General features: G+C 73.4%; 17 protein-coding genes. 9 read left to right on the top strand and 8 right to left on the bottom strand.

Annotated elements, in window-relative coordinates; all coding sequences use genetic code 11:
• Positions 1–200: 200 nt before the first annotated feature.
• Positions 201–1,259 carry a DUF2637 domain-containing protein gene (locus IE257_RS11945; RefSeq protein WP_189967645.1) on the top strand — a complete coding sequence of 353 codons (1,059 nt, stop codon included), beginning with the start codon at positions 201–203 and terminating at the stop codon, positions 1,257–1,259.
• A 41-nt stretch (positions 1,260–1,300) separates the two neighbouring features.
• On the opposite strand, the gene IE257_RS11940 is transcribed toward IE257_RS11945, so the two are convergent.
• From IE257_RS11940 to IE257_RS11925, 4 genes are all read right to left on the bottom strand, one after another.
• Positions 1,301–1,714, bottom strand: coding sequence for an ATP-binding protein (locus tag IE257_RS11940; protein WP_189968302.1), 414 nt, complete (start codon positions 1,712–1,714; stop codon positions 1,301–1,303).
• A 174-nt stretch (positions 1,715–1,888) separates the two neighbouring features.
• Positions 1,889–3,631, bottom strand: coding sequence for a pyruvate dehydrogenase (locus IE257_RS11935; RefSeq protein ID WP_189967643.1), 1,743 nt, complete (start codon positions 3,629–3,631; stop codon positions 1,889–1,891).
• Between the two features lie 100 nt (positions 3,632–3,731).
• A complete protein-coding gene (locus IE257_RS11930) occupies positions 3,732–5,177 on the bottom strand; it encodes a protein phosphatase 2C domain-containing protein (RefSeq protein ID WP_189967641.1) in 1,446 nt (481 codons plus the stop codon).
• A gap of 102 nt (positions 5,178–5,279) precedes the next feature.
• Entirely contained in the window at positions 5,280–9,053 is a 3,774-nt protein-coding gene (locus tag IE257_RS11925) for a S8 family peptidase (protein WP_189967639.1), read from the bottom strand.
• 198 nt (positions 9,054–9,251) lie between these two features.
• Between IE257_RS11925 and IE257_RS11920 the strand changes: the two genes are divergently transcribed.
• The 4 genes from IE257_RS11920 (at position 9,252) to IE257_RS11905 (ending at position 11,777) form a co-directional block, all read left to right on the top strand.
• A complete protein-coding gene (locus tag IE257_RS11920) occupies positions 9,252–10,229 on the top strand; it encodes a helix-turn-helix domain-containing protein (protein WP_189967637.1) in 978 nt (325 codons plus the stop codon).
• Positions 10,230–10,253: 24 nt separating this feature from the next.
• The gene (locus IE257_RS11915; RefSeq protein ID WP_189967635.1) at positions 10,254–10,736 is read left to right on the top strand and encodes a DUF456 domain-containing protein; all 483 of its coding nucleotides are present in this window, start codon (positions 10,254–10,256) and stop codon (positions 10,734–10,736) included.
• A gap of 82 nt (positions 10,737–10,818) precedes the next feature.
• Positions 10,819–11,190 (top strand): PPOX class F420-dependent oxidoreductase, encoded by a 372-nt coding sequence (locus IE257_RS11910; RefSeq protein WP_189967634.1) that lies wholly within the window; start codon positions 10,819–10,821, stop codon positions 11,188–11,190.
• A gap of 212 nt (positions 11,191–11,402) precedes the next feature.
• The gene (locus IE257_RS11905; RefSeq protein ID WP_189967632.1) at positions 11,403–11,777 is read left to right on the top strand and encodes a hypothetical protein; all 375 of its coding nucleotides are present in this window, start codon (positions 11,403–11,405) and stop codon (positions 11,775–11,777) included.
• A 55-nt stretch (positions 11,778–11,832) separates the two neighbouring features.
• Here IE257_RS11905 and rsgA read toward each other — a convergent pair whose 3' ends face one another.
• Together rsgA and IE257_RS11895 are read right to left on the bottom strand one after the other, a co-directional pair.
• Positions 11,833–12,957 carry a ribosome small subunit-dependent GTPase A gene (rsgA, locus tag IE257_RS11900; RefSeq protein ID WP_229920288.1) on the bottom strand — a complete coding sequence of 375 codons (1,125 nt, stop codon included), beginning with the start codon at positions 12,955–12,957 and terminating at the stop codon, positions 11,833–11,835.
• Between the two features lie 256 nt (positions 12,958–13,213).
• Positions 13,214–13,744 (bottom strand): GNAT family N-acetyltransferase, encoded by a 531-nt coding sequence (locus IE257_RS11895; protein ID WP_189967628.1) that lies wholly within the window; start codon positions 13,742–13,744, stop codon positions 13,214–13,216.
• A 231-nt stretch (positions 13,745–13,975) separates the two neighbouring features.
• Here IE257_RS11895 and IE257_RS11890 point away from each other — a divergent pair, with 231 nt between their 5' ends.
• The gene (locus IE257_RS11890; protein ID WP_189967626.1) at positions 13,976–14,377 is read left to right on the top strand and encodes a VOC family protein; all 402 of its coding nucleotides are present in this window, start codon (positions 13,976–13,978) and stop codon (positions 14,375–14,377) included.
• Here IE257_RS11890 and IE257_RS11885 read toward each other — a convergent pair.
• Positions 14,308–15,054, bottom strand: coding sequence for a helix-turn-helix domain-containing protein (locus tag IE257_RS11885; protein WP_189967624.1), 747 nt, complete (start codon positions 15,052–15,054; stop codon positions 14,308–14,310). The two genes, IE257_RS11890 and IE257_RS11885, sit on opposite strands and share 70 nt — an antisense overlap.
• A 269-nt stretch (positions 15,055–15,323) precedes the next feature.
• On the opposite strand from IE257_RS11885, the gene IE257_RS11880 reads away from it, so the two are divergent.
• Positions 15,324–16,088: a class I SAM-dependent methyltransferase gene (locus IE257_RS11880; protein ID WP_229920334.1), complete on the top strand. Its 765-nt coding sequence runs from the start codon at positions 15,324–15,326 to the stop codon at positions 16,086–16,088.
• Positions 16,089–16,126: 38 nt separating this feature from the next.
• Here IE257_RS11880 and IE257_RS11875 read toward each other — a convergent pair whose 3' ends face one another.
• On the bottom strand, positions 16,127–17,242 hold the full coding sequence (locus tag IE257_RS11875; protein ID WP_189967620.1) for a YihY/virulence factor BrkB family protein: 1,116 nt from the start codon (positions 17,240–17,242) through the stop codon (positions 16,127–16,129).
• Positions 17,243–17,259: 17 nt separating this feature from the next.
• Here IE257_RS11875 and IE257_RS11870 point away from each other — a divergent pair, with 17 nt between their 5' ends.
• Both IE257_RS11870 and IE257_RS11865 read left to right on the top strand, forming a co-directional pair.
• On the top strand, positions 17,260–18,903 hold the full coding sequence (locus IE257_RS11870; RefSeq protein WP_189967618.1) for an acyl-CoA dehydrogenase family protein: 1,644 nt from the start codon (positions 17,260–17,262) through the stop codon (positions 18,901–18,903).
• 358 nt (positions 18,904–19,261) lie between these two features.
• Positions 19,262–20,524: a GAF domain-containing protein gene (locus IE257_RS11865; RefSeq protein WP_189968300.1), complete on the top strand. Its 1,263-nt coding sequence runs from the start codon at positions 19,262–19,264 to the stop codon at positions 20,522–20,524.
• The last annotated feature ends 73 nt before the right edge of the window (positions 20,525–20,597 follow it).

Below are 20,597 nucleotides of genomic sequence, written 5' to 3'. Positions count from 1 at the left end.
CGTACGGCTGACCGAATTCGAACACAACTGGGCTCGCACGGGCGCCAGTTCGAGTCACAACACCCTATCCGGCGGGCCCCGCCCCCCGATGGCGTCCACTTGCCCCGAAACCCGCGTGCGCGCCTCACCCGCTGCGCCACTATGGCGCCCGGAAAGCCGCACAGCCGCATAGCCGCATACGCGAGGCAAGGGACATCCGCATGAGACTGACCGACATATCGCTGGACTGGCTGCTGCCCGGCAGCCTGCTGATCCTGGGCGTACTTGCGGCAGTTGCGGTACTGGCCCGTGGCAAGCGCGAGAGCGAGAAGGCCGCGGCCGACGACAGCTGGGAGCGCAGCGAGGAACGAAGGCGGCGCAAGGAAGCCGTCTACGGCACCGCTTCGTACGTCCTGCTCTTCTGCTGCGCGGCGGTCGCCGCCGCGCTCTCCTTCCACGGACTGGTCGGCTTCGGCCGGCAGAACCTCAACCTCACCGGAGGCTGGGAGTACCTGGTCCCCTTCGGCCTCGACGGCGCCGCCATGTTCTGCTCGGTGCTCGCCGTGCGCGAGGCCAGCCACGGTGACGCGGCCCTCGGCTCGCGCATGCTCGTGTGGCTGTTCGCGGGCGCGGCCGCCTGGTTCAACTGGGTGCACGCCCCGCGCGGCCTGGGTCACGACGGGGCCCCGCAGTTCTTCGCGGGGATGTCGCTCTCGGCGGCCGTGCTCTTCGACCGCGCCCTCAAGCAGACGCGCCGGGCGGCGCTGCGCGAACAGGGCCTGATCCCGCGGCCGTTGCCCCAGATCCGGATGGTCCGCTGGCTGCGGGCCCCCCGGGAGACCTTCGGCGCCTGGTCGCTCATGCTGCTGGAGGGGGTACGCACGCTCGACGAAGCCGTGGACGAGGTGCGCGAGGACAAGAAGGAGAGGGAGCAGGACCGGCACCGCCGGCGCGACCAGAACCGGCTGGACCGGGCGCGCATCAAGGCGCTGGGCCGGCAGAACCGGGCGTTCGGGCGGTCGCGCGGCCGTCAGGTCGAGCTACCGGAACTGACGCAGGGAGCGGGCTCCGCGCCGGTCGGCGCGGAGCCGGCCATATCGGATCCGGGACAACTGCCTCTGCGACGCCGGCCCTCCCTGCAGGCCGTCAACCGAACCGAATCCACTGACGTGACCGGCACCCGGACGGTGGACCTCACCGCCGAGGACGACACCCAGACCATCCCCCGACTGGACTCACTGGAGCGCAAACTGAAGGACCTGGAGCAGCAGTTCGGCTGACAGATCCCGATGCCGGGGGAAACCCCCGCAGGGCCCGCCGGTCAGGCGGGCCCTGCGTCGTACGACGGGTCATGCCGTCCGTCGAGCTCGAACCACACCACCTTGCCGCTGCCCAGGGCCAGCGCGTCCACCCCCCAGTCGTCGGCGAGCGCCTGCACCAGCAGCAGTCCCCGGCCGTGCGTACCGTCGTCGGCGGTCGGTACGTACGGCCGGGGCCGGCGTGCGACGTAGTCCCGCACCTCCACCCGTAAGCGTGTCGCAGCGAGACTCGCGTGCACCTCCGCACCCCGGTCGGTGTGGACGAGCGCGTTGGTGACGAGCTCGGTGATCAGCAACTCGGCCACCTCGGCGGCATCGGTCCGGCACCGGTGGCGCATCAACTCCCTCAGTGCTCTGCGGACTTCACCCACCGCCTTCAGGTCGGCCCGGCGTACACTCCGGGTGATGCGCAGCATGTCCACCGTTCCCCCGTCCTCGCCGGCGGACGGTTCGCGCGGCACCGGCCTCCCTCTCCCCCACAGCTTTCCGGTCTTCGCCCCCACCCGCACGGCGATGTCCCTCCCGTGTCCACGCTCTCGAACAGGTCTACGGGATGCATGCCCCCCGGGCGGTTCCGCACTCCTGCGGGCTTACGGGCGGGGCACGTTACGGAGGTTGGATCGAGCCATCTGGATCATGCGGCCCACCCCGCCGTCCAACACGATCTTGCTGGCGGACAGTGCAAATCCGGTCACCATCTCGGCCCTGATCTTCGGAGGAATCGACAGGGCATTGGGGTCCGTCACCACATCCACCAGAGCGGGTCCCGGGTGCCGGAAAGCATCCTTCAAAGCCCCTGTGAGCTGCTTGGGCTTCTCCACGCGGACCCCGTAGGCGCCCGCCGCGCGCGCGACCGCCGCGAAGTCGGGGTTCTTGTTCGTCGTCCCGTAGGAGGGCAGGCCGGAAACCAGCATCTCCAACTCGACCATGCCGAGGGACGAGTTGTTGAAGAGGACCACTTTGACGGGCAGGTCGTACTGCACCAGGGTGAGGAAATCTCCCATCAGCATCGAGAAACCACCGTCGCCCGACATCGACACCACTTGACGTTTCCGGTCGGTGAACTGTGCGCCGATGGCCTGCGGAAGGGCGTTCGCCATCGAGCCGTGGCTGAAGGAGCCGATGATGCGCCGTTTGCCGTTCGGGGAAAGATAGCGCGCCGCCCACACATTGCACATGCCGGTGTCGACGGTGAACACGGCGTCCTCGTCGGCCAATTCGTCGAGCACCGAGGCCACGTACTCGGGGTGGATCGGCGTGTGCTTCGCCACGTTGCGCGTGTAGGCCTTCACCACCCCTTCCAGGGAGTCGGCGTGCTTCTTCAGCATCCGGTCCAGGAAGCGGCGGTCCGTCTTCGCCCGCACCCTCGCGTTCAGGGCGCGCAGGGTCTCCCGTACGTCCCCCCAGACGGCGAGGTCCAGCTGGGAGCGGCGGCCCAGGTGTTCCGGCCGGATGTCCACCTGGACGATCTTCACGTCGTCGGGAAGGAAGGCGTTGTACGGGAAGTCCGTGCCGAGCAGGATCAGCAGGTCGCACTCGTGGGTGGCCTCGTATGCCGCGCCGTAGCCGAGCAGCCCGCTCATACCGACGTCGTACGGGTTCTCGTACTGGATCCACTCCTTGCCGCGCAGGGCGTGCCCGACGGGCGCCTTGACGCGGCCGGCGAACTCCATCACCTCGGCGTGCGCCCCGGCCGTGCCGCTGCCGCAGAACAGCGTGACCCGGTCCGCCTCGTCGACGAGGCGGACCAGCTTCTCGATCTCGCCCTCCCCGGGCCGTACCGTCGGCCGGGCGGTGACCAGGGCATGCTGCACCGCCTTCTCGGGGGCGGGGAGGGAGGCGATGTCCCCGGGCAGCGCGACGACGCTGACCCCGCTGCGGCCGATGGCGTGCTGCACGGCGGTCTGCAGCAGCCGGGGCATCTGCTGCGGGTTGGAGATCAGCTCGCTGTAGTGGCTGCACTCGCGGAAGAGCTCGTCGGGGTGGGTCTCCTGGAAGTAGCCGAGGCCGATCTCTCCCGAGGGGATGTGCGAGGCCAGTGCCAGGACCGGGGCCATCGAGCGCTGGGCGTCGTAGAGCCCGTTGATGAGGTGCAGGTTCCCCGGGCCGCAGGAGCCGGCGCAGGCGGCGAGGCGGCCGGTGATCTGGGCCTCGGCGCCGGCCGCGAAGGCCGCCGTCTCCTCGTGGCGGACCTGCACCCAGTCGATGCCGTCCGTCCGGCGGATCGCGTCCACCACGGGGTTGAGGCTGTCGCCGACCACCCCGTACATCCGGCGGACGCCGGCCCGTACGAGGATGTCGACGAACTGCTCCGCCACGTTCTGCTTGGCCATGAGGAGGCACCCTTCCCGGTCTCGGGTCCGGCCCCGGTCCGGCTCCGGTCCGGCTCCGGCTCTGCCGCGTGTGCCTCCCATCCAGCCACGGGTGCGCCGGTTACGCCTCCCAGACCGCAGCGGCCGTGCGGTCGTCGGCGTACCCCTTGAGGCGGAGCTGGGTGTCCGCGAGGAAGGCCGCGAGACCCGGCGGCTCCTGCTCGGACCAGCGCGCGGCGAGCTCCGCCGAGAGGGCGGCCTCCTCCCGCATCGGCTCCGCCAGCCCCCCGGAGCACAGCAGCAGGGTGTCCCCCGGCCGGGCCACGGACGCGCGGAAGCGGAAACCTCCCTCGGTGTCCTCGGGCTGCCCGTCGGGCTCCAGGTCCTGCCACTCGCCCGAGCGGAGCCGGAAGAGCCCGCCCGCGCCGGCGCCGAAGCTCACCCGGGTGCGGCACTGCGGGTCCACCGGGAGCAGCAGCCCGCGCAGTCCCGCGGTGTACGCGGTCTCCGCGAGCCCCAGCTCGGCGGCGCGGGCCCGGAGCCGCCCGTAGCCCCGGTCGGTGAGGCGCTGGAGACCGGAACGCAGCGCGTCGCGGCGCCCTGCCCGGATGTCCTCGGCCAGCCGGTCCTGGCTCCGCCCGACGGCGGACGCGACGGTGCGGCACAGGTCGGCGGCGGCTTCGGCTGCCCCGGGGGCGGCCCGGTCCCCGCCGGCGAGGGCGACCAGGACCAGCGCGTCGTCGCCGCTGCCGAACCGGGCGGTGAGCAGGAAATCGCGGCGGGCCTCGCCGCGGTAGCGGGCGGAGTCCCCGCGCAGGGAGGCGGCGCGCAGGGTGTAGGTGCCGTAGCGGGCGCCCTCCAGAACGGTGTCCGGGGTCAGCCCTTCGAGGGCGGCCGGGTCGGCGGGCGGGAGGGCTCCCGGCTCCGGAGCGTAGGTGGGGGCGCGGTCGCCGAGGTGGGACACCTCGGGCCGGGCGGCCGCGGGTCCGGCCGCCACCGTTGCGCACCCGGGAGCCGGTGCCTCCTCGGGACCCGGATCCGGTGCGGCCTCCGGCGCCGCTACCGGCCGCGGATCGAACCGGGGTTCCGTGCGCGGCGACTCCGGTCGCCGGACCGGCAGCTCGGGCTCCTGCACCGGGACCGGGGGCACGGCCACACCCCCGAGCGCGTACCCGGTGGCGTCGCCCGCCCGGGGATCCCGCGGCGGCGGCAGGGTGGGCAGGGCCGGGGTCCGTGTCGGGGCGGGGGCCGGGGCGGGCCCCGGTTCCGCGTCCCCCTGCCGGGGGCCGGGCACCAGCGGCTCCGGGGCGCGCTGGGGCTCCGGGGGGCGCGCGGGCTCCGGGGGGCGCTGGGGCTCCGGGGGGCCCGGATCCGGCCCCGAGCCCTGCCCCGCACCCTGGCCCGGGCCGTGGCCCAGGGTCTGGCCCCGGTTCGGTGCCGGTTCCGTCGTCACGCCCGCCGCCGAGCGGAACCGGTTGTCCAGGGTGTCCCCCGGGTCGGGTTCCGCTCCCGCGTCCGGGCCCTCGTAGAGCTTCTGCCACCAGTCGTCCGCGCCCTGCTGACTCATGGCTCCATTCTTGGCCCCCCACGGGGGTGGAAAACGCCGAATGCGGGAAAAGGGTCCACCGGACCGCCGTCCGGTGGACCCCTCGCGCGATACCCGTACGGGTCAGCGCACGCCGTATGCCCGTACGACCGTCTGGCTGACCGTGGCGCCCTTCGCGTCGGTCAGTTCGACCTTCAGGGACACCGGCCTGCCGGAGGCGCCGGCGTGGTCCACGACCGCGGTCCAGCGGCCGCCCCGTTCACCGACCTTCGCCTGCGTCCAGTTCTCACCGTCGTAGGAGTACGACAGCTTCGCCGACTTCAGCGCACCCGGGGTGTAGCCCGCGTGCCCGGTGACGCCCAGCCCGATGCTCTGGCCGTTCGCCGCCTCCACGGTCTTCATCCCGTCGAGCGGGGCCGCGTACCGCGGGAAGAGGAGCGGCAGCCCCTGCGAGTACGCCGACGCGTCCAGCTTCGAGGTGAAGCCCCAGGTCGTCAGAACGGAGGTGGACCGCTGCCAGACCCGGGCGGGCGGGCCGATCTTCTCGATGCTCTGGGTCAGTTCGTAGCGGCCCTCCTCGGCCGGGACCTCGAAGACGCCGAACGGGTACCAGCTGTCCCCGATGACCTCGCCGCCCCGCTTGAGCTGGAGCCCGCCGATGTCACCGAAGGAGCCCGGCTGCGCGGCGTGGCCGCCGTCGCCCCACATGGCGGGGGCGAAGCCGATCAGGTTGCCCTGCCGCTCGGCGGCGAGCGTCTCCTTGCCCGAGAGGTCGCGCGGCGCGACCGGCCCGATGATCCCGTCGTACCAACTCACCTTCACCTTCTGACCCTTGGTGTAGGTGCGCTGCTCACCGACCATGAACTCGCCCCAGGGGAAGCTGCTGGAGAGCATCTGGTCCCAGGCCGTGTCCCCGGCGGAGTAGTAGTCCGTCCGCGTGCCCGGGGCCGCGACGGTCTCGATCCCGCCGAAGTACACCGCGCTGCCGATCGGCCGGTAGGCGCCGGCCAGGTCGATGAAGTCGGCGGCCACACCCATGGAGTTGTAGGAGGACTCGACCTGGCCGAGGTCGCGGTCGCGCACGCGGTACGTCCGGCTGCCCTTGACCTCCCCCGTCTCGGGGAAGGCGAGGGAGTAGGCGTACGGGCTCTTCGCCGTGGCCTTCCAGGACAGCGTGACCCTGCCGGTCTTCAGCCTGGCCAGGAGCGCCTGCCCCTCGGCGGCTTCGATGGCCATCGTGGGGAGGGCGCCGCCCGCGTAACCGGTGAAGGCGACCCAGCGGCCCGGTGCCTCGCGGTGGGCGAGCACCGCCTTGGCGCCGGCGGCCTGCGCGTTCTGCGCGACCTCGTGCAGTGCCCCGTCGACCGCCTTCACCAGGACGACCGCGCCGGCGGCGCCCGCCGCGGCGAGTTCCTCGGGGGTGCCGGAGCCCGCGTCGACGAGCGGCGCGCTGCCGGTTCCGTCGAGGTTGTCGCTGCCGGTGGAGGCGGTGAGCGGGTGCAGGACCGGTCCGCCCACGGCGTTCAGCTCGGTGATCTGCGGCGCGGCCGCCCGCCAGTAGCTGCCGAACTCGAAGTCGCCGTCCTTGGCGCGGCCTTCGACGGAGGCGTAGAAGCCGCGGATGGTCCGGCCGCCCATCGCCGTGCCCGCGTGCAGCCATGCATCACGACCCCAGCTGCGGGCGAAGCCGAGCGTGGTGTTGCGGGCCTCGACGGGCCTGTCGGCGGCGATGTTCAGGCGCCCGGCCCTGCGGGCGTCGAGCACGATCGTGGTGTCCTTCTTCACCTCGACCTGGGGGCGGCCGAGATAGGTGAGGGAGTCGATCAGTTCGGCGCCCTCCCCCGCGTCGGGGGTGCCCACGAAGGCGGCGAGGAAGTAGGCGCCCGGGGGCACCCGGTAGACCTGGTCGACGGAGCCGTCGTTGAAGCGGCGCTCGCCGGTGGCGTCGTCGGTGCCGATCACGTCCAGGGAGGACGGCCCGGCGGCCGGCCGGCCCGCGCGGTCGACGAGCTTGACGCGCAGGGTCACCGTCTCCGGCTCGACGTAGAGCGAGAAGGGAGTGGAGACGCGCACGCCGCTCGCGGTGGCGACGACGCGGCCGGTGACGTCCCCGTACTGGGAGCGCTCCAGCTTCGCGGCCGGGTCGAGTGCCAGCGGCACCTTGACGGTGGCCCCGGCCGGGACGGTGACGGTGCGCCGGTCGAGTCGGGCGACCTGGCTGCGGACGGTGGATCCGTCGTTGCCGGTGACCTTCTCGACGGCGAGGTTCAGCGTGACGGCGCTCGTGCCGGCGTTGGTGTACGGAACCTCGACGGTGGTGCGGTCGCTGCGGTCCTGCGGCCAGTGGTACGCGCCGCCCTGGACGGCGGGGGCGCCGGTGACGGTGGTGTCGATCGCGGCCTTCACGTCGAGGCGGCCGCCACCGGTCTCCCGTACGTCACCGGGGACCTTGGTGTTCGCGGATCCGACGAGGGCGGCCTTGATCTGCTGCCCGGTCCAGTCGGGGTGGCGCTGCTTGACGATGGCGGCGGCGCCCGCGACGTGCGGGGTGGCCATCGAGGTGCCGGACATGGACTGGTAGGCGTACACCCCGCGACCGCCCGCGGCGGCTGCGGAGATCCCGACGCCGGGGGCGGCGATCTCGGGCTTGAGGGTGTGCTGGAGACCGGCCGGGCCGCGGCTGGAGAAGGTGGCCGTGGTGTCGTCGCGGTCCACGGCTCCGACGGTCAGCACGGAGGCGGCGCAACCGGGCGAGGAGAGCGTGTTGTTGCCGGGGCCGGAGTTGCCGGCGGCGATGACGAACAGCGGGCCCTGCTGGGAGAGCCGTTCGGCGGCCGTGGCGAGCGGGTCGTCGCAGGCGGTCCGGGAGGGATCGCCGAGGCTCATGGAGACGACGTCGACCTTGGCCTCGACGGCCCATTCCATGCCCGCGATGATCCACGAATCCAGGCCGTAGCCCCCGTCGTTGAGGACCTTGCCGCTGAGCAGTTCGGCGCCGGGGGCGACCCCCTTCTTCGCGCCGCCGCTCTCGGCGCCGGAGCCGCCGACGGTGGAGATGGTGTGGGTGCCGTGGCCCTGCCGGTCGGCGTCGGTGTCGGAGTCGGTGAAGTTCTTCGACGCCGAGACCCGCCCCTTCAGGTCGGGGTGGTCCAGGTCCGTGCCGGTGTCGAGGACGGCGACCTTGGTGCCCTTGCCGTCGTACCCGGCGGCCCAGGCGGCGGTGGCGGCCACCTGTTTCGTGGAGCGCTCCAGGTTCGCCCGGACCTTGCCGTCCAGCCAGAGCTTCTTGAGCCCGCCCGAGACGGAGCGCGCGCGGGCGTCCGTACCGGTGACGTCGGACCAGAAGGCGGCGGCCTGCTCCTTGTCGGCGGCGAGCGCGACGGCGCCGATGGAGCCGAGGACGAGCGAGCGGTCGGCGCCGCGCGGGGCGGGCGGGGCGCTGCGCGCCACGTTCACGGAACCGTCGTACACCGCGATGAGCGGCAGCTTCTTGGTGTGCGCGTCGTCGTAGCCCTGCCGGACGAGGCCGGTGACGTTGAAGAGCTCGGGGTCGACCTTGCCGGCGGCGAGCGCCTTGACGGCGCCTTCGGGGTGGACGTAGAGGTCCTTGCCCGACTGCCGGGTCTGCACGAGCGGCTGTGAACCGTCCGCGCGCGGCATCGCGGTGGCGGCGGTGCGGCCGGCGGCGTCGGTGGACACCAGGATCCGGTCTCCGGTGACCAGGGTCACCGTGACGGGGGCGGTGGGCTGCTTTCCGGCCGCCTCGCTGCCCACGAGTGGTCTCCTTCCCGCTCCGGGCGCTCCGTCGGCGGGCTGTGCCGTGGACGGGCCGACGGCGGTGACGGCCAGGACGGCCGCGGTGGCCGCCCCGAGCGCCGTGCGCGATATCGGACGCATCGCTCTCCCCAGGTGAATTCCGGCCAACTACTGCATTGCACGGCGAAAGCGCCGCGTAAATGGCTTCTGGCCAGCGGATGTTGGTGCTGCGGTGGCGTCACCTTGGCAGAGTGGCGGGGGGTGCGGCGATGATGTCCGCGGCGGGTTTGCGCCGTGGCCGCTTCCCGCCAGGCGCGTGTCGAAAGGTGGGTGGACGGGTTGCTGGGTGCGATAGGGCTGGACGAGGGGCAGGAGTCGGCGTACCGCGCGCTGGTCGCGCTGGGGGCGGCGGAGGTACCCGACCTGGCGCACCGGCTGACCCTGCCGGTTCCGCACACCGAACGGGCCCTGCGCCACCTGGAGCGGCACGGGCTGGCGGCGCAGTCATCGGCCCGGCCCGGGCGCTGGGTGGCGGCCCCGCCGGGGGTGGCCCTCGGGGCCCTGCTGACCCAGCAGCGGCACGAGCTGGAGCAGGCCGAGCTGGCGGCGGCGCTCCTGGCCGAGGAGTACCGGGCGGAGGCGACCGAGCCCGCGGTGCACGACCTGGTCGAGGTGGTGCAGGGCGCGAGCGCGGTGGCGCACCGCTTCCACCAGATCCAGCTGGGCGCGGAGAAGGAGGTCTGCGCGCTGGTCACCGGACGGCCCCAGGTGGTGACGGGGACGGACAACGACGCGGAGGACCGGGCCTCCGGGCGCGGGGTGGACTACCGGGTGGTCATCGAGCGGGAGGTGCTGAGCCTGCCCAGCGGGATCCGGGAGGCGTCGGCGGCGCTGGCCCGGGGCGAGCAGGTCCGGGTGACGGACCGGGTCCCGACGAAGCTGGTGATCGCGGACCGGACGCTGGCCATGGTCCCGCTGACGGCCCGCGGGGCGGAGCCGGCGGCCCTGGTGGTGCACGCGTCGGGGCTGCTGGAATCGCTGACCGGCCTGTTCGAGGCGGTGTGGCGGGAGTCGCTGCCGCTGCGGCTGGGGCCGGCCGGTTCGGCGGAGGAGTCCGGGGGCAGTCCCGACGCCACGGATCTGGAGATCCTCTCGCTGCTCCTGGCGGGCATGACGGACGCGAGCGTGGCCAAGCACCTGGAGCTGGGGCTGCGGACGGTGCAGCGGCGGGTCAAGGGCCTGATGGAGCTCTCCGGGGTGACGACCCGGCTGCAGCTGGGCTGGCACGCGTTCGAGCGGGGCTGGGTGGCCCGATAGCCCCTGGTCGGTCACGCTGAGCAGATGGATCTGCCTCAGCTGCTCCTGGTGGGTCTGGTGCTGCTGCTCGGGGTGGTCGGAGTACTGATCCCGGGCGTGCCGGGCACGTGGCTGGTGTGGGCGGGGCTGCTGTGGTGGGCGCTGCACGTGCGCTCGACGCTCTCCTGGTCCCTGCTGGTCGCGGCGACGGCCCTGCTGCTGGTGGTCCAGGTGGTGAAGTGGCTGCTGCCGCCCCGGCGGGTGCGGGGGCTGGGCGTCACCCCCCGGACGGCGGTGTTCGCGGGGGCCGGCGCGGTGCTGGGCTTCGTCCTGGTCCCGGTGGTGGGGGCGGTACCGGGCTTCGTGGGCGGCATCTACCTGTGCGAGCGGCGCCGCCTGGGGACGCACGGCGAGGCCCGGGCCTCGGTGCGGGCGGTGATGCGTTCGGTGGGGACGAGCGTGCTGGTGGAGCTGTTCGCGTGCCTGCTGGTGGTCGGGGCGTGGGTGGGGGCGGTGGCGGCGCAGTAGCCGTCGCAGCGGCGGCGTACGCCCCCCGGCGTAGGGCTGCGGCCCGATGCGGCGCGGTGCGAGGGCTGCCAGGCTCACCGATATGAGGGAATTCGAGGGTTTCGGCGAGGCGGAGCTGGCGTACCTGCGCTCCCGGCATCTGGGCCGGCTGGCCACGGTGGACGCGGCCGGTCAGCCGCAGGCGAACCCGGTGGGGTTCTTCCCGCAGGGGGACGGCACGATCCTGGTGGGCGGGCTGGCGATGGGCACGACGAAGAAGTGGCGCAACCTGCAGGGGAACCCGCGGCTGTCCCTGGTCGTGGACGACCTGGTGAGCACCCGGCCGTGGAAGGTGCGCGGCATCGAGATCCGCGGCCGCGCCACGCTGGAGACGGGCCCGCACGAGCTGGGTCCCCACTTCAGTCCGGAGGTGATCCGGATCCACCCGGAGCGCGTCCATGTGTGGGGGCTCTGACCGGAGCCGACCCGGGCCGGCCTGGGCCGGCCGGCACTCACCGGCTCCCACCGCCGCCGTACTGACGCTCTGCTTAGGGGAGCAACAGCGACAGTTGGGGAGTGATGGCCTGTCACGTCGCAAGGGGGGAAGTACAGGTGCCTGTCCGAGTCGGGGGCCGTGTGGTCGTTGATGCCGTGGCCGGTGAGCGGCCTTGGCCGCAGCGGCGTTCCGTGAGCCGCCTACGTCTCACCTGCCTGTACGGCGGGGTGTTCATGATGGCCGGGACGGTGCTGCTGGCCGTGGTCCACCTGCTCGCGGTGCAGGCCGTGGACAGGGGCAATGACCCGGTCTTCGAAGTGCAGGCGGGGACCCCGGTCGTCCTTGCGCCCGCGGCGCCCGCTGCGCCCCCGGCGCCCGCTGCGCCCCCGGCGCCCGCTGCCCCTCGGCAGCAGCCCGGCGACCCGTTGATGTCGTCCGCCCTGCTGGGCCTGGCCGCGCTCGGCCCCCTGTCGGTCATCGCGGGGTACGTGACGGCCGGGTACGCCCTGTCGTCGGTCCGCCGGATCACCTGCACCGCGCAACAGGCCTTGCGGCAGCCCGGCTGACGCGTCCGTGGGCGGGGCGGCGGCGAGTCCGCCCCGCCCACGGACGTCACGTGCCTCAGGCCCGGCCGGTCCGCTTCGCGGCATAGTTGGCGCGGCCCTCCGCCGACTTCAGGCGCCAGTCACGGCGGATCTCCGACCGCAGCCGGGCGTCCGTCTTGGCGACGATGCGCTGGTTCTCCCGCAGCAGCTTGCGGTAGCTCTCCAGGCGGCGCTCCGCGAGCTCGCCGGATTCCAGCGCGGCCAGCACCGCGCACCCCGGCTCCGCCTCGTGGGCGCAGTCGTGGAAGCGGCAGCGCTCCGCGTACTCCTCGATCTCCGAGAAGACCTGGCCGACACCGGTCTCGGCGTCCCACAGCCCGACGCCGCGCAGTCCGGGCGTGTCGATGAGGACGCCGCCGCCCGGCAGGGCGAGCAGATTGCGCGTGGTGGTCGTGTGACGGCCCTTGCCGTCGACCTCGCGCGCCTCCTGGACCTCCATGACCTCGGCCCCGAGCAGTGCGTTGGCCAGGGTGGACTTGCCGGCGCCCGAGATGCCCAGCAGCACGCTGGTGCCGTCGCCGACGATCGCGGCGAGGACGTCCGTACCCTCGCCCGTGACGGAGGAGACGGTCAGGACCTGGACGCCCGGCGCGGTGGCCTCCACGTCCTGGACGAGGTGTCCGAGGGTCGCCCGGTCGGGGACCAGGTCCGCCTTGGTGAGGACGACGAGCGGCTGCGCCCCCGATTCCCAGGCCAGGGCGAGGAAGCGCTCGATGCGCCCCAGGTCCAGTTCGACGGCGAGGGAGACGGCGATGATGGCGTGGTCGACGTTGGCGGCGAGGATCTGCCCCTCGGACCGCTGCGAGGAGGTGGACCGCACGAAGGCGGTGCGCCGCGGCAGGTACGCCTTCACGTAGCGCGGGCTGCCCGCCGCCTCGACGACGGCCCAGTCCCCGGTGCAGATGACCCGGAGCGGGTCGTGCGGGGTGACGAAGGCGGTGTCGGCGCGGACGATGCCGTCCGCGGTCATGAGGTCGCACTGGCCGCGGTCGACGCGTACGACCCGGCCGGGCAGCAGGCCCTGCTCGGCGTACGGGGCGAACTCGGCCTCCCATGCGTCGTCCCAGCCGAACGGGGCGAGGGCGTGCGGGAGCGAGATCTGCGAGGTGGAGGGGAAAGCGGAGAAGGACGAGAGAGACAAGGGGAACCCTTCACAGGGTGGCCCCGGCCGCGTGCGCTCGCTCGGTGGCGGCGCGCGAAGAGGTGTGAGGTCAGCCGGAGACCACAGAAGTGACATTGATGGTCTTCTGAGTGCGGGCAGCGCCCTGCGCAATGACAGTCATCAACGAACTCACCTCCGGGTCCACACACATGCCGTCGTTCCCCACCGGTCGGCGGGAACGGACCCACCGTAACAAGCCCGCTCCCGCCGGGGCCACTTGTTTTTCCGGGCGGCCTCAGCCGAGCCGGCGGGCCAGTACCTGTCCCGGCCAGTCGTCGGACAGGAAGGGCTCGGTGCGGGTGAATCCGTTGCGCTCGTAGAAGGCGACGAGTTCGCCCCCGCCACCGGCCCAGCAGTCGACGCGCAGCAGGCCGACGCCGGCCCGCCGGGTCTCCTCGGCGGCGTGCGCCAGCAAGGCCGCGCCGATGCCCAGACCGGCGTGGCGCCGGTCGGAGACCAATAGCCGGACGTACCTCTCGGGTTCCCCGGCCGGGGCGATCGGCATCTGCGGGCTGGGGCCGGAGTCCAGCACCATGGCTCCGACGGGCACCCCGGCCGACTCGGCCACGTACGGGGTGTTCTCGGTCAGGTACCGGTCGACCCGGGCAGCCCCTCCGGGCTTTTGCGAGTACGGGGTCGTGCCCCACTGCTCGGTGTTCCCGCGGGCGTTCATCCAGGCCACCGCGGCGTCGAGCATGTCCAGGACGGCCGGGGCGTCGGCGGGGACGCCCGGCCTGATCCGCAGTTCGTGTGTCGTGTCGTTCACGGCGGAAGCCTAGGCCGCGGCTTGTGACCGGGCTCCGTCCGGGTACGCGGCCCGGGCGCGGCCGTCGGGTCGACCCTGCGGGTCGGGTGCGGTGCCGACGAGGGTGACGCGGCGCAGCACGCCGGTGGCCGGCCGCGGCCCGTACCGATGCCCTGCGGACCGACGGGACACGGCGCCGCCGGTGTCCGATTCGTTCAAGACGGGCGCCCGGTGCGCGCCTAGCCTGCTGCCATGACTCCTCGACTCGATCTGTTCGGCATGGTGGTCTCCGACATGGCCGCCTCGCTCGCCTTCTACCGCCGCCTCGGGCTGGACATCCCGGCCGAGGCGGACGGCCTGCCGCACGTGGAAGCAGTCCTGCCCGGGGGCCTGCGGATCGCGTGGGACACGGAGGACACCGTCCGGTCCTTCGACCCGTCCTGGACCCCTCCCACCGGCGACGGCCGTCGGGACCTGGCCTTCCTGTGCGACTCCCCGGCGGAGGTGGACGCGCTGTACGCGGAGCTGACGGCCGCCGGGCACACCGGGCACCTGAAGCCCTGGGACGCCTTCTGGGGCCAGCGCTACGCCGTCGTGCTCGACCCGGACGGCGGCGGGGTCTCGCTGTTCGCCCCGTCGGATCCGGCGGCGTAGGCCCGTAGCGTCGTCCCGGCCAGCGCACGCACCTCGCGGGCGAGGTGTGCCTGGTCGGCGTACCCGGCGACGCAGGCGACCTCGGCGAACGGCATGCCCGCACGGGCCAGGGCCAGGGCGCGGCGCAGCCGCAGGATGCGGCCGAGCGTCCGGGGGCCGTACCCGAAGGCGTCGAGCGAGCGCCGGTGCAGCTGGCGCTCCCCGAGGCCCACGGCCCGGGCGATCGCAGCCACCGCCTCCCCCGCGCGGAGCCGGGCGGCGACCTCGGCGGCCAGCGGGTCGGGCGGCCCGGCCGCGGCGGATCGGGTGCGGGCCAGCGCTTCGAGTCCCGCGCGCGCGTCCCCGTACCCCTCGACGTGTCCCTCGACCAGCCCGGACAGCCTGCGCACCTCGTGGGCGGGCCACAGCTCGGTCAGCTCGACGCGCCGGTCCCGCAGCAGGTGCGCCGGTACGCCGAGCAGTGCGGGCGCGGTGCCGGGCGCCAGCCGGATCCCGGCGAAGGCGCCGCCCGGGACCTCCCCGGCAGGATGCGGCCCGGTGTCGGGTCCGGCGACCAGCAGCCGGCCGTCGGCCCAGAGCAGGTCCATGCAGCCGTCGGGCAGCACCGTCCGGCCGCCGCCCGCGGCCCGCCACAGCACGGCGCCGGGGACGACCGCCGACGGAGCTTCCTCGTACACGCCTCCAGGTTACGGACCGGGCCGCTCATTCGGATCAGGCCCGGCGCGCCTCGGTGGGGCCGTCCGGCGCCGGTGGAGGATCGGTGGGGCGGCGACGCCGATGCGGGCCGCACCCGCTGCTCCCCAGCCCGTGAAGAGGTCCGGACGTGAATCTGCCCGACGACGAACCGCCGCGTCCCGACGGCGCAGCCGACGGCGGGGCCGACGGCACGCCGGCCCCGGGAACGCCCGCAGGCGGGTCGCCGGCCGGCGGACGCTACGGCGAGGCGGTGTTCCGCCCGGAGCTGGCGGGCGAGGACGACCGCATCGACCTCGGCGCCCTCGCCTACGACGATTTCACCCTGGCCCGGCTGCGCGCGCTGGGGGCCGGGCCGGGCTGGCGCTGCCTGGACGTGGGCGCGGGTACGGGCACCGTCGCCCGGCTCCTCCTGGAGCGGGCCGGGGTCTCGGAGGTGCTGGCCGTCGACCGGGACACGGCCTTCCTCCGGGCGCACCCGACGGCCGGGCTCACCCCCCTGGAGGCGGACATCACCGCCCTGGACTTCAGCCCGGGCCGCTTCCGGCTGGTGCACGCCCGGTTCGTGCTGATGCACCTGCGGAACTGGCCGCGGATGATCGGCAAGCTCGCCTCCCTGGTCGCCCCGGGCGGTGTCCTGGTCCTCGGCGACGCGGTCGACCTGACCACCCCCGCCGCGCCCACGGCCACGTACGGCCGGGTGATGCGGGCGATGTGGCAGGGGCTGCGGGAGAGCCTGGGCACGGACGTCTCGTGGGTGCCGGACTACCCCCGGCACCTGCGGGAGGCCGGTCTGCTGTCCGTGGGGGCCGAGATCCTCGTCCCGCCGCTGCTGCCGGGCAGCCCCATCAGCCGGTTCTGGGCCGGTACGTGGGACCGCGCGCGGGAGCCGATGACGGCCACCGGTCTGGTCGACGATGCGGCGATCGACGAGGCGATCCGCTACCTGGACTCACCGGACTGCGCCGCGCTCTCCCCCGGGCTGCTGACCGCCTGGGGCGTGAAGGGCCCGGCCTAGACGATGTCCTGGCCGTCCGGCCGTCCCGTCCGGGTTCCTCAGTGCTTGCGCAGCCGGGAGTGGTAGTCCTCCGGCGGCAGGAACTTCGACCACCGCTCCGGAAACTCCGACGGCATCCCGGCGTCCTCGTCGTCCTCCGACTCGCCCTCCGCCATCGCCCGCCAGGCGGCGGCCCGCGCGATCAGCTGGGCGGCCTCCGCCTCGCGGGCCCGCTCGTTCGCCTCGCGGGCCGCGGCGGTGGCCACCGACGGCCAGACCCGGTCGATCGCGGCGTTGACGGCGGCTCCGACCAGCACGGCGAAGGCCGAGATGCCGATCCACAGCAGTACGGCCACGGGCGCCGCCAGCGACCCGTAGATCGTCGGCCCTTCCACGGTGTTGGTCAGGTAGATCCGCAGCAGGAACGAGCCCAGCACCCACATGGCGAGGGCCACCAGGGCCCCCGGCACGTCCTCGATCCACGGCGAGCGCACGGGTACGGACACGTGGTAGAGCGTGGTCAGGAAGGCGATGGACAGCAGGGTCACGGTCGGCCAGTACAGGATCGCGATCACCTCGGTGCCCCAGGGCACCAGCCGGACGACCGCGTCCGGGCCCACCACCATCAGCGGCAGCACGATCGCCCCGATGAGCAGCGCAATGATGTAGAGCAGGAAGGCCAGCAGCCGGGTCTTGACGATGCCGCGCTGGCCGTCGAGCCCGTACATCACGGTGATGGTGTCGATGAAGACGTTGACGGCGCGCGATCCCGACCAGAGGGCGAAGGCGAAGCCGAGCGAGATCAGGTCGGGGCGGCCGCGGCCGGTGACGTCGTCGAGCAGGGGCCGCGCGATGTCGTTGACGCCCCGGTCGGACAGGACGGTGCCGACCGCCCGCAGGATGTTCTCCTCGATGCTTTCGACCGTCCGGGTGTCGGTCCAGCCGTCGACGTAGCCGAGCAGGCCCAGCAGGCCCAGGAAGAGCGGGGGCAGCGAGAGCAGCGTGAAGAACGCCGCCTCGGCCGCCAGCCCGAGGATCCGGTACTCGATGCACGAGTTGACGGTGTCCTTCAGCAGCAGCCAGCCCATTTTCCGCTTCGAGACGTTGCGGTAGAGGGCGCGGGCCCGGTGGAGCCGTCCTGGGATCCGCTCGGGTGTTTCTTTTGCTGGCTGCACGTCCTTACGGTATCCGCATGGCAGCCACCACCCACACAGTCAGCAACCAGGCCCCGCCCCTGGTGGGCCACGACGTCTACGGCGGCGATCGGGCCCTCACGGAGGGCGTCGAGCGTCACCTCGCATCCGCCGATCCCGAACTCCTCGGCGAGGTAAGGGAGGAGCTCACCGGCCTCGGGCGCGCGGCCGGTTCCGCGCAGGCCCAGGAATGGGGTGTGCAGTCGAACGAGAATCCGCCCAGGTTGCGGACGCACGACCGGTACGGCAACCGGATCGACGAGGTGGAGTTCCACCCGTCCTGGCACCGGCTGCTCGGGCACGCCGTGGCCTCCGGGCTGACCGACGCCTGGGGTCGTCCGGCCGGGCACCTGCGCCGGGCCGCCGGGTTCTTCGTCTGGTCGCAGGCCGAGGCGGGGCACGGCTGCCCCATCTCGATGACGCACGCCGCGGTGCCGGCGCTGCGCACCGATCCGGTGCTGGCCGCCGAATGGGAGCCGCGGCTGACCTCGCACGTGTACGAGCAGGGGTTGCGGCCGGCCGCCGAGAAGGGCGGTGTGCTCTTCGGGATGGGGATGACGGAGAAGCAGGGCGGCAGCGACGTACGGGCGAACACGACGGCTGCGGTGCCGCTGGACGCGTCCGGCGAGTACCTGCTGACCGGGCACAAGTGGTTCTGCTCGGCGCCGATGAGCGACGGCTTCCTGGTGCTGGCGCAGGCCCCGGGAGGGCTGACGTGCTTCCTGGTGCCGCGGGTGCTGCCGGACGGTACGCGCAACGTGTTCGCGATCCAGCGGCTGAAGGACAAGCTGGGCAACAAGTCGAACGCATCGAGCGAGGTGGAGTTCGACGGGACCTGGGCGCGGCGGGTCGGTGAGGAGGGCCGCGGGGTGCGAACCATCATCGAGATGGTCGCGGCGACCCGGCTGGACTGCGTCATCGGCTCGGCCTCGCTGATGCGGCAGGCCCTGACGCAGGCCGTGCACCATGCGGAGCACCGCTCTGCCTTCGGAGCGCTGCTCATAGACCAGCCGCTGATGCGCAACGTGCTCGCCGACCTCGCCCTGGAGTCGGAGGCCGCCACCACCTTGACCCTGCGCCTGGCGGCCGCCAACGACGCCGGGACCGAGCAGGAGAAGGCCTTCCTGCGCCTCGCCGTGCCCGCCGCCAAGTATTGGGTGACCAAGCGCTGTACGCCGATGGTGGCGGAGGCCCTGGAATGTCTGGGGGGCAATGGCTACGTAGAGGAGTCGGGGCTGCCCAGACTGCTGCGCGAATCCCCCCTCAACTCCATCTGGGAGGGCTCGGGCAACGTACAGGCGCTGGACGTCCTGCGCGCCCTGCAGCGGGAGCCGCAGGCACTGAACGCCTTCCTCCAGGAGGTCGGCCTGGCCCGAGGCGCCGACCACCGGCTGGATTCGGCCATCAAGAACCTGCTGACGGATCTCGCCGATCTGGACGGGATCGAGGCGCGGGCCCGCCGCGTGGTCGAGCGCATGGCGCTGGTGCTCCAGGGATCCCTGCTGGTGCGGTGGGCCCCGCCGGAGGTCGCGGACGCCTTCTGCGCCTCGCGGCTGGGCGGCGACTGGGGCGCGGCCTTCGGCACGCTGCCGCACAGCCTCGACCTGCGCGCGGTGGTGGAACGGGCACGGATCACGGGCTAGGAAGGGAGCCCCCGTCGGGCTCCGCTGCGGTCCCCAAACCGCTCCCGACCGGGATCCGGGCCCGTCGACCGGTACAGGGGTGGCGCCGCGCCGACTCGGCACCACCCCTGATCCGAAGCCCCGAGGAGGAGCCGGCACGCCGCTCTGCGGCGTCCGGACAGTTTCGGTCGGCGGACCGGGACTTGGCGAGAGTTGCATACCGTTGCAACCTTTGGGTCGGCAGCCGTCCGTCGGGGTGCCCGGGGAAGCAGTGGGCACGGACCACCCGGGCGGCTTGTGTCGTACGTCCTGTTCGCACGGGGAGGTTCCGGTGGCCGACACCACAGGCAGCACGGTCGATGCGGCTCGCATCTCGGCCATGGACGCGCGGGCGGCGGCTCGTCTGCTCAAGGGGGTGCGGGCGGCGGCGCTGGCCGGGGACCGGCCGCCGGCCGCCCCGAGACCGGAGATCGCCGAGTCCTGGCGCCGGATGCTGGCCGGCGGGGTGCACCCGGACCGGGACGCGCGCTCGCGGATGCTGTCGGCGGCAGAGACCGAGGAGCGCCGGCACGTGTCGCCGCTGCGGGAGATCCTTCCGGTGCTGCGCGAGGGGCTGCTGCCCGCCCTGGACGAGGCGCTGCACATCATGGTCGTCGCGGACGCCGACGGGCGGCTGCTGTGGCGGGAGGGCCACTCCTCGATCCTGCGCAAGGCGGACCGGCTCGGCTTCGCGGTCGGGGCGGACTGGGACGAGGCCGTCGTCGGCACGAACGGGGTGGGCACCGCCCTGGTGGCCCGGCGCCCGGTGCAGGTGTTCTCGGCCGAGCACTTCGTCTCCAGCCACCACGACTGGACCTGCGCCGGGGCGCCCGTACGGGATCCCCGCGACGGGCGGCTGCTGGGCGTGGTCGACGTCAGCGGGCCACTGGCGACCATGCACCCGGCGACCCTCGCGTGGGTCAGCTCGGTGGCGCGCCTCGCGGAGCGGGAGCTGCGGGTACGGCACCTGGAGTCGCTGGAGCGGCTGCGGACGGTGGCGGCCCCGCTGCTGGCCCGCCTGCCGGGACGGGCGCTGGCGGTGGACCCGAACGGCTGGACGGCGGCGGTGACGGGGCTGGTCCCGGCCGAGCGGATCCCGCTGCCGAAGAGTTTCGGGCCGGGCCGGGTGTGGGTGCCGCAGCTCGGGGAGTGCGTGGTGGAGCCGCTGCCGGGCGGCTGGCTGCTGCGGGTCGCGCAGGACCGTACGAGTACGGCGGTGTCGCGGATCGTGCTGGACCTCAGCCGGGCGCGCTGCTGGTCGGCGACGGTGTACGGGCCCTCGGGGAGCTGGTCGCAGGAGCTGAGTCCGCGCCACGCGGAGCTGCTGTTCCTGCTGGCGGAGAGCCCGCGCGGGCGCTCGGCGGCGGAGCTGGCCGGGGAGGTGTTCGGGGACCCGACGCGGACGGTGACGGTCCGCGCGGAGCTGTCCCGCGTACGCCGCCACCTCGCGGGGGTCCTCGCGCACCGGCCGTACCGCTTCGCGGAGGACGTGGAGGTGGAGCTGATCCGCCCCCGGGACCCGGCCGCGCTGCTCCCGCACTCGACGGCTCCGGCGGTGATCCGGGCCCGCCTGGGCCGCACGGGGCCCGGCATGGTTCCCTGAGCTGCATGAGCACCATCACACTCACCACCTGGTCGCTGGAGATGACCTCTCCGGCGGACCTCGTCGCAGCGGC

Origin of the sequence: Streptomyces avidinii, assembly GCF_014650695.1 — a bacterium.
In the GTDB taxonomy this organism is placed as follows: Bacteria; Actinomycetota; Actinomycetes; order Streptomycetales; family Streptomycetaceae; genus Streptomyces; species Streptomyces avidinii.
Note: the sequence above shows the minus strand (reverse complement) of the source record. Positions and strands in the feature narration are given on the sequence as shown.

Coding starts and splice junctions, on each gene's coding strand:
- IE257_RS11890 (WP_189967626.1), top strand. CDS start 13,976: ATGACTCCTCGACTCGATCTGTTCGGCATGGTGGTCTCCGACATGGCC.
- IE257_RS11940 (WP_189968302.1), bottom strand. CDS start 1,714: ATGCTGCGCATCACCCGGAGTGTACGCCGGGCCGACCTGAAGGCGGTG.
- IE257_RS11865 (WP_189968300.1), top strand. CDS start 19,262: ATGGACGCGCGGGCGGCGGCTCGTCTGCTCAAGGGGGTGCGGGCGGCG.
- IE257_RS11925 (WP_189967639.1), bottom strand. CDS start 9,053: ATGCGTCCGATATCGCGCACGGCGCTCGGGGCGGCCACCGCGGCCGTC.
- IE257_RS11910 (WP_189967634.1), top strand. CDS start 10,819: ATGAGGGAATTCGAGGGTTTCGGCGAGGCGGAGCTGGCGTACCTGCGC.
- IE257_RS11935 (WP_189967643.1), bottom strand. CDS start 3,631: ATGGCCAAGCAGAACGTGGCGGAGCAGTTCGTCGACATCCTCGTACGG.
- IE257_RS11945 (WP_189967645.1), top strand. CDS start 201: ATGAGACTGACCGACATATCGCTGGACTGGCTGCTGCCCGGCAGCCTG.
- IE257_RS11870 (WP_189967618.1), top strand. CDS start 17,260: ATGGCAGCCACCACCCACACAGTCAGCAACCAGGCCCCGCCCCTGGTG.
- IE257_RS11930 (WP_189967641.1), bottom strand. CDS start 5,177: ATGAGTCAGCAGGGCGCGGACGACTGGTGGCAGAAGCTCTACGAGGGC.
- IE257_RS11915 (WP_189967635.1), top strand. CDS start 10,254: ATGGATCTGCCTCAGCTGCTCCTGGTGGGTCTGGTGCTGCTGCTCGGG.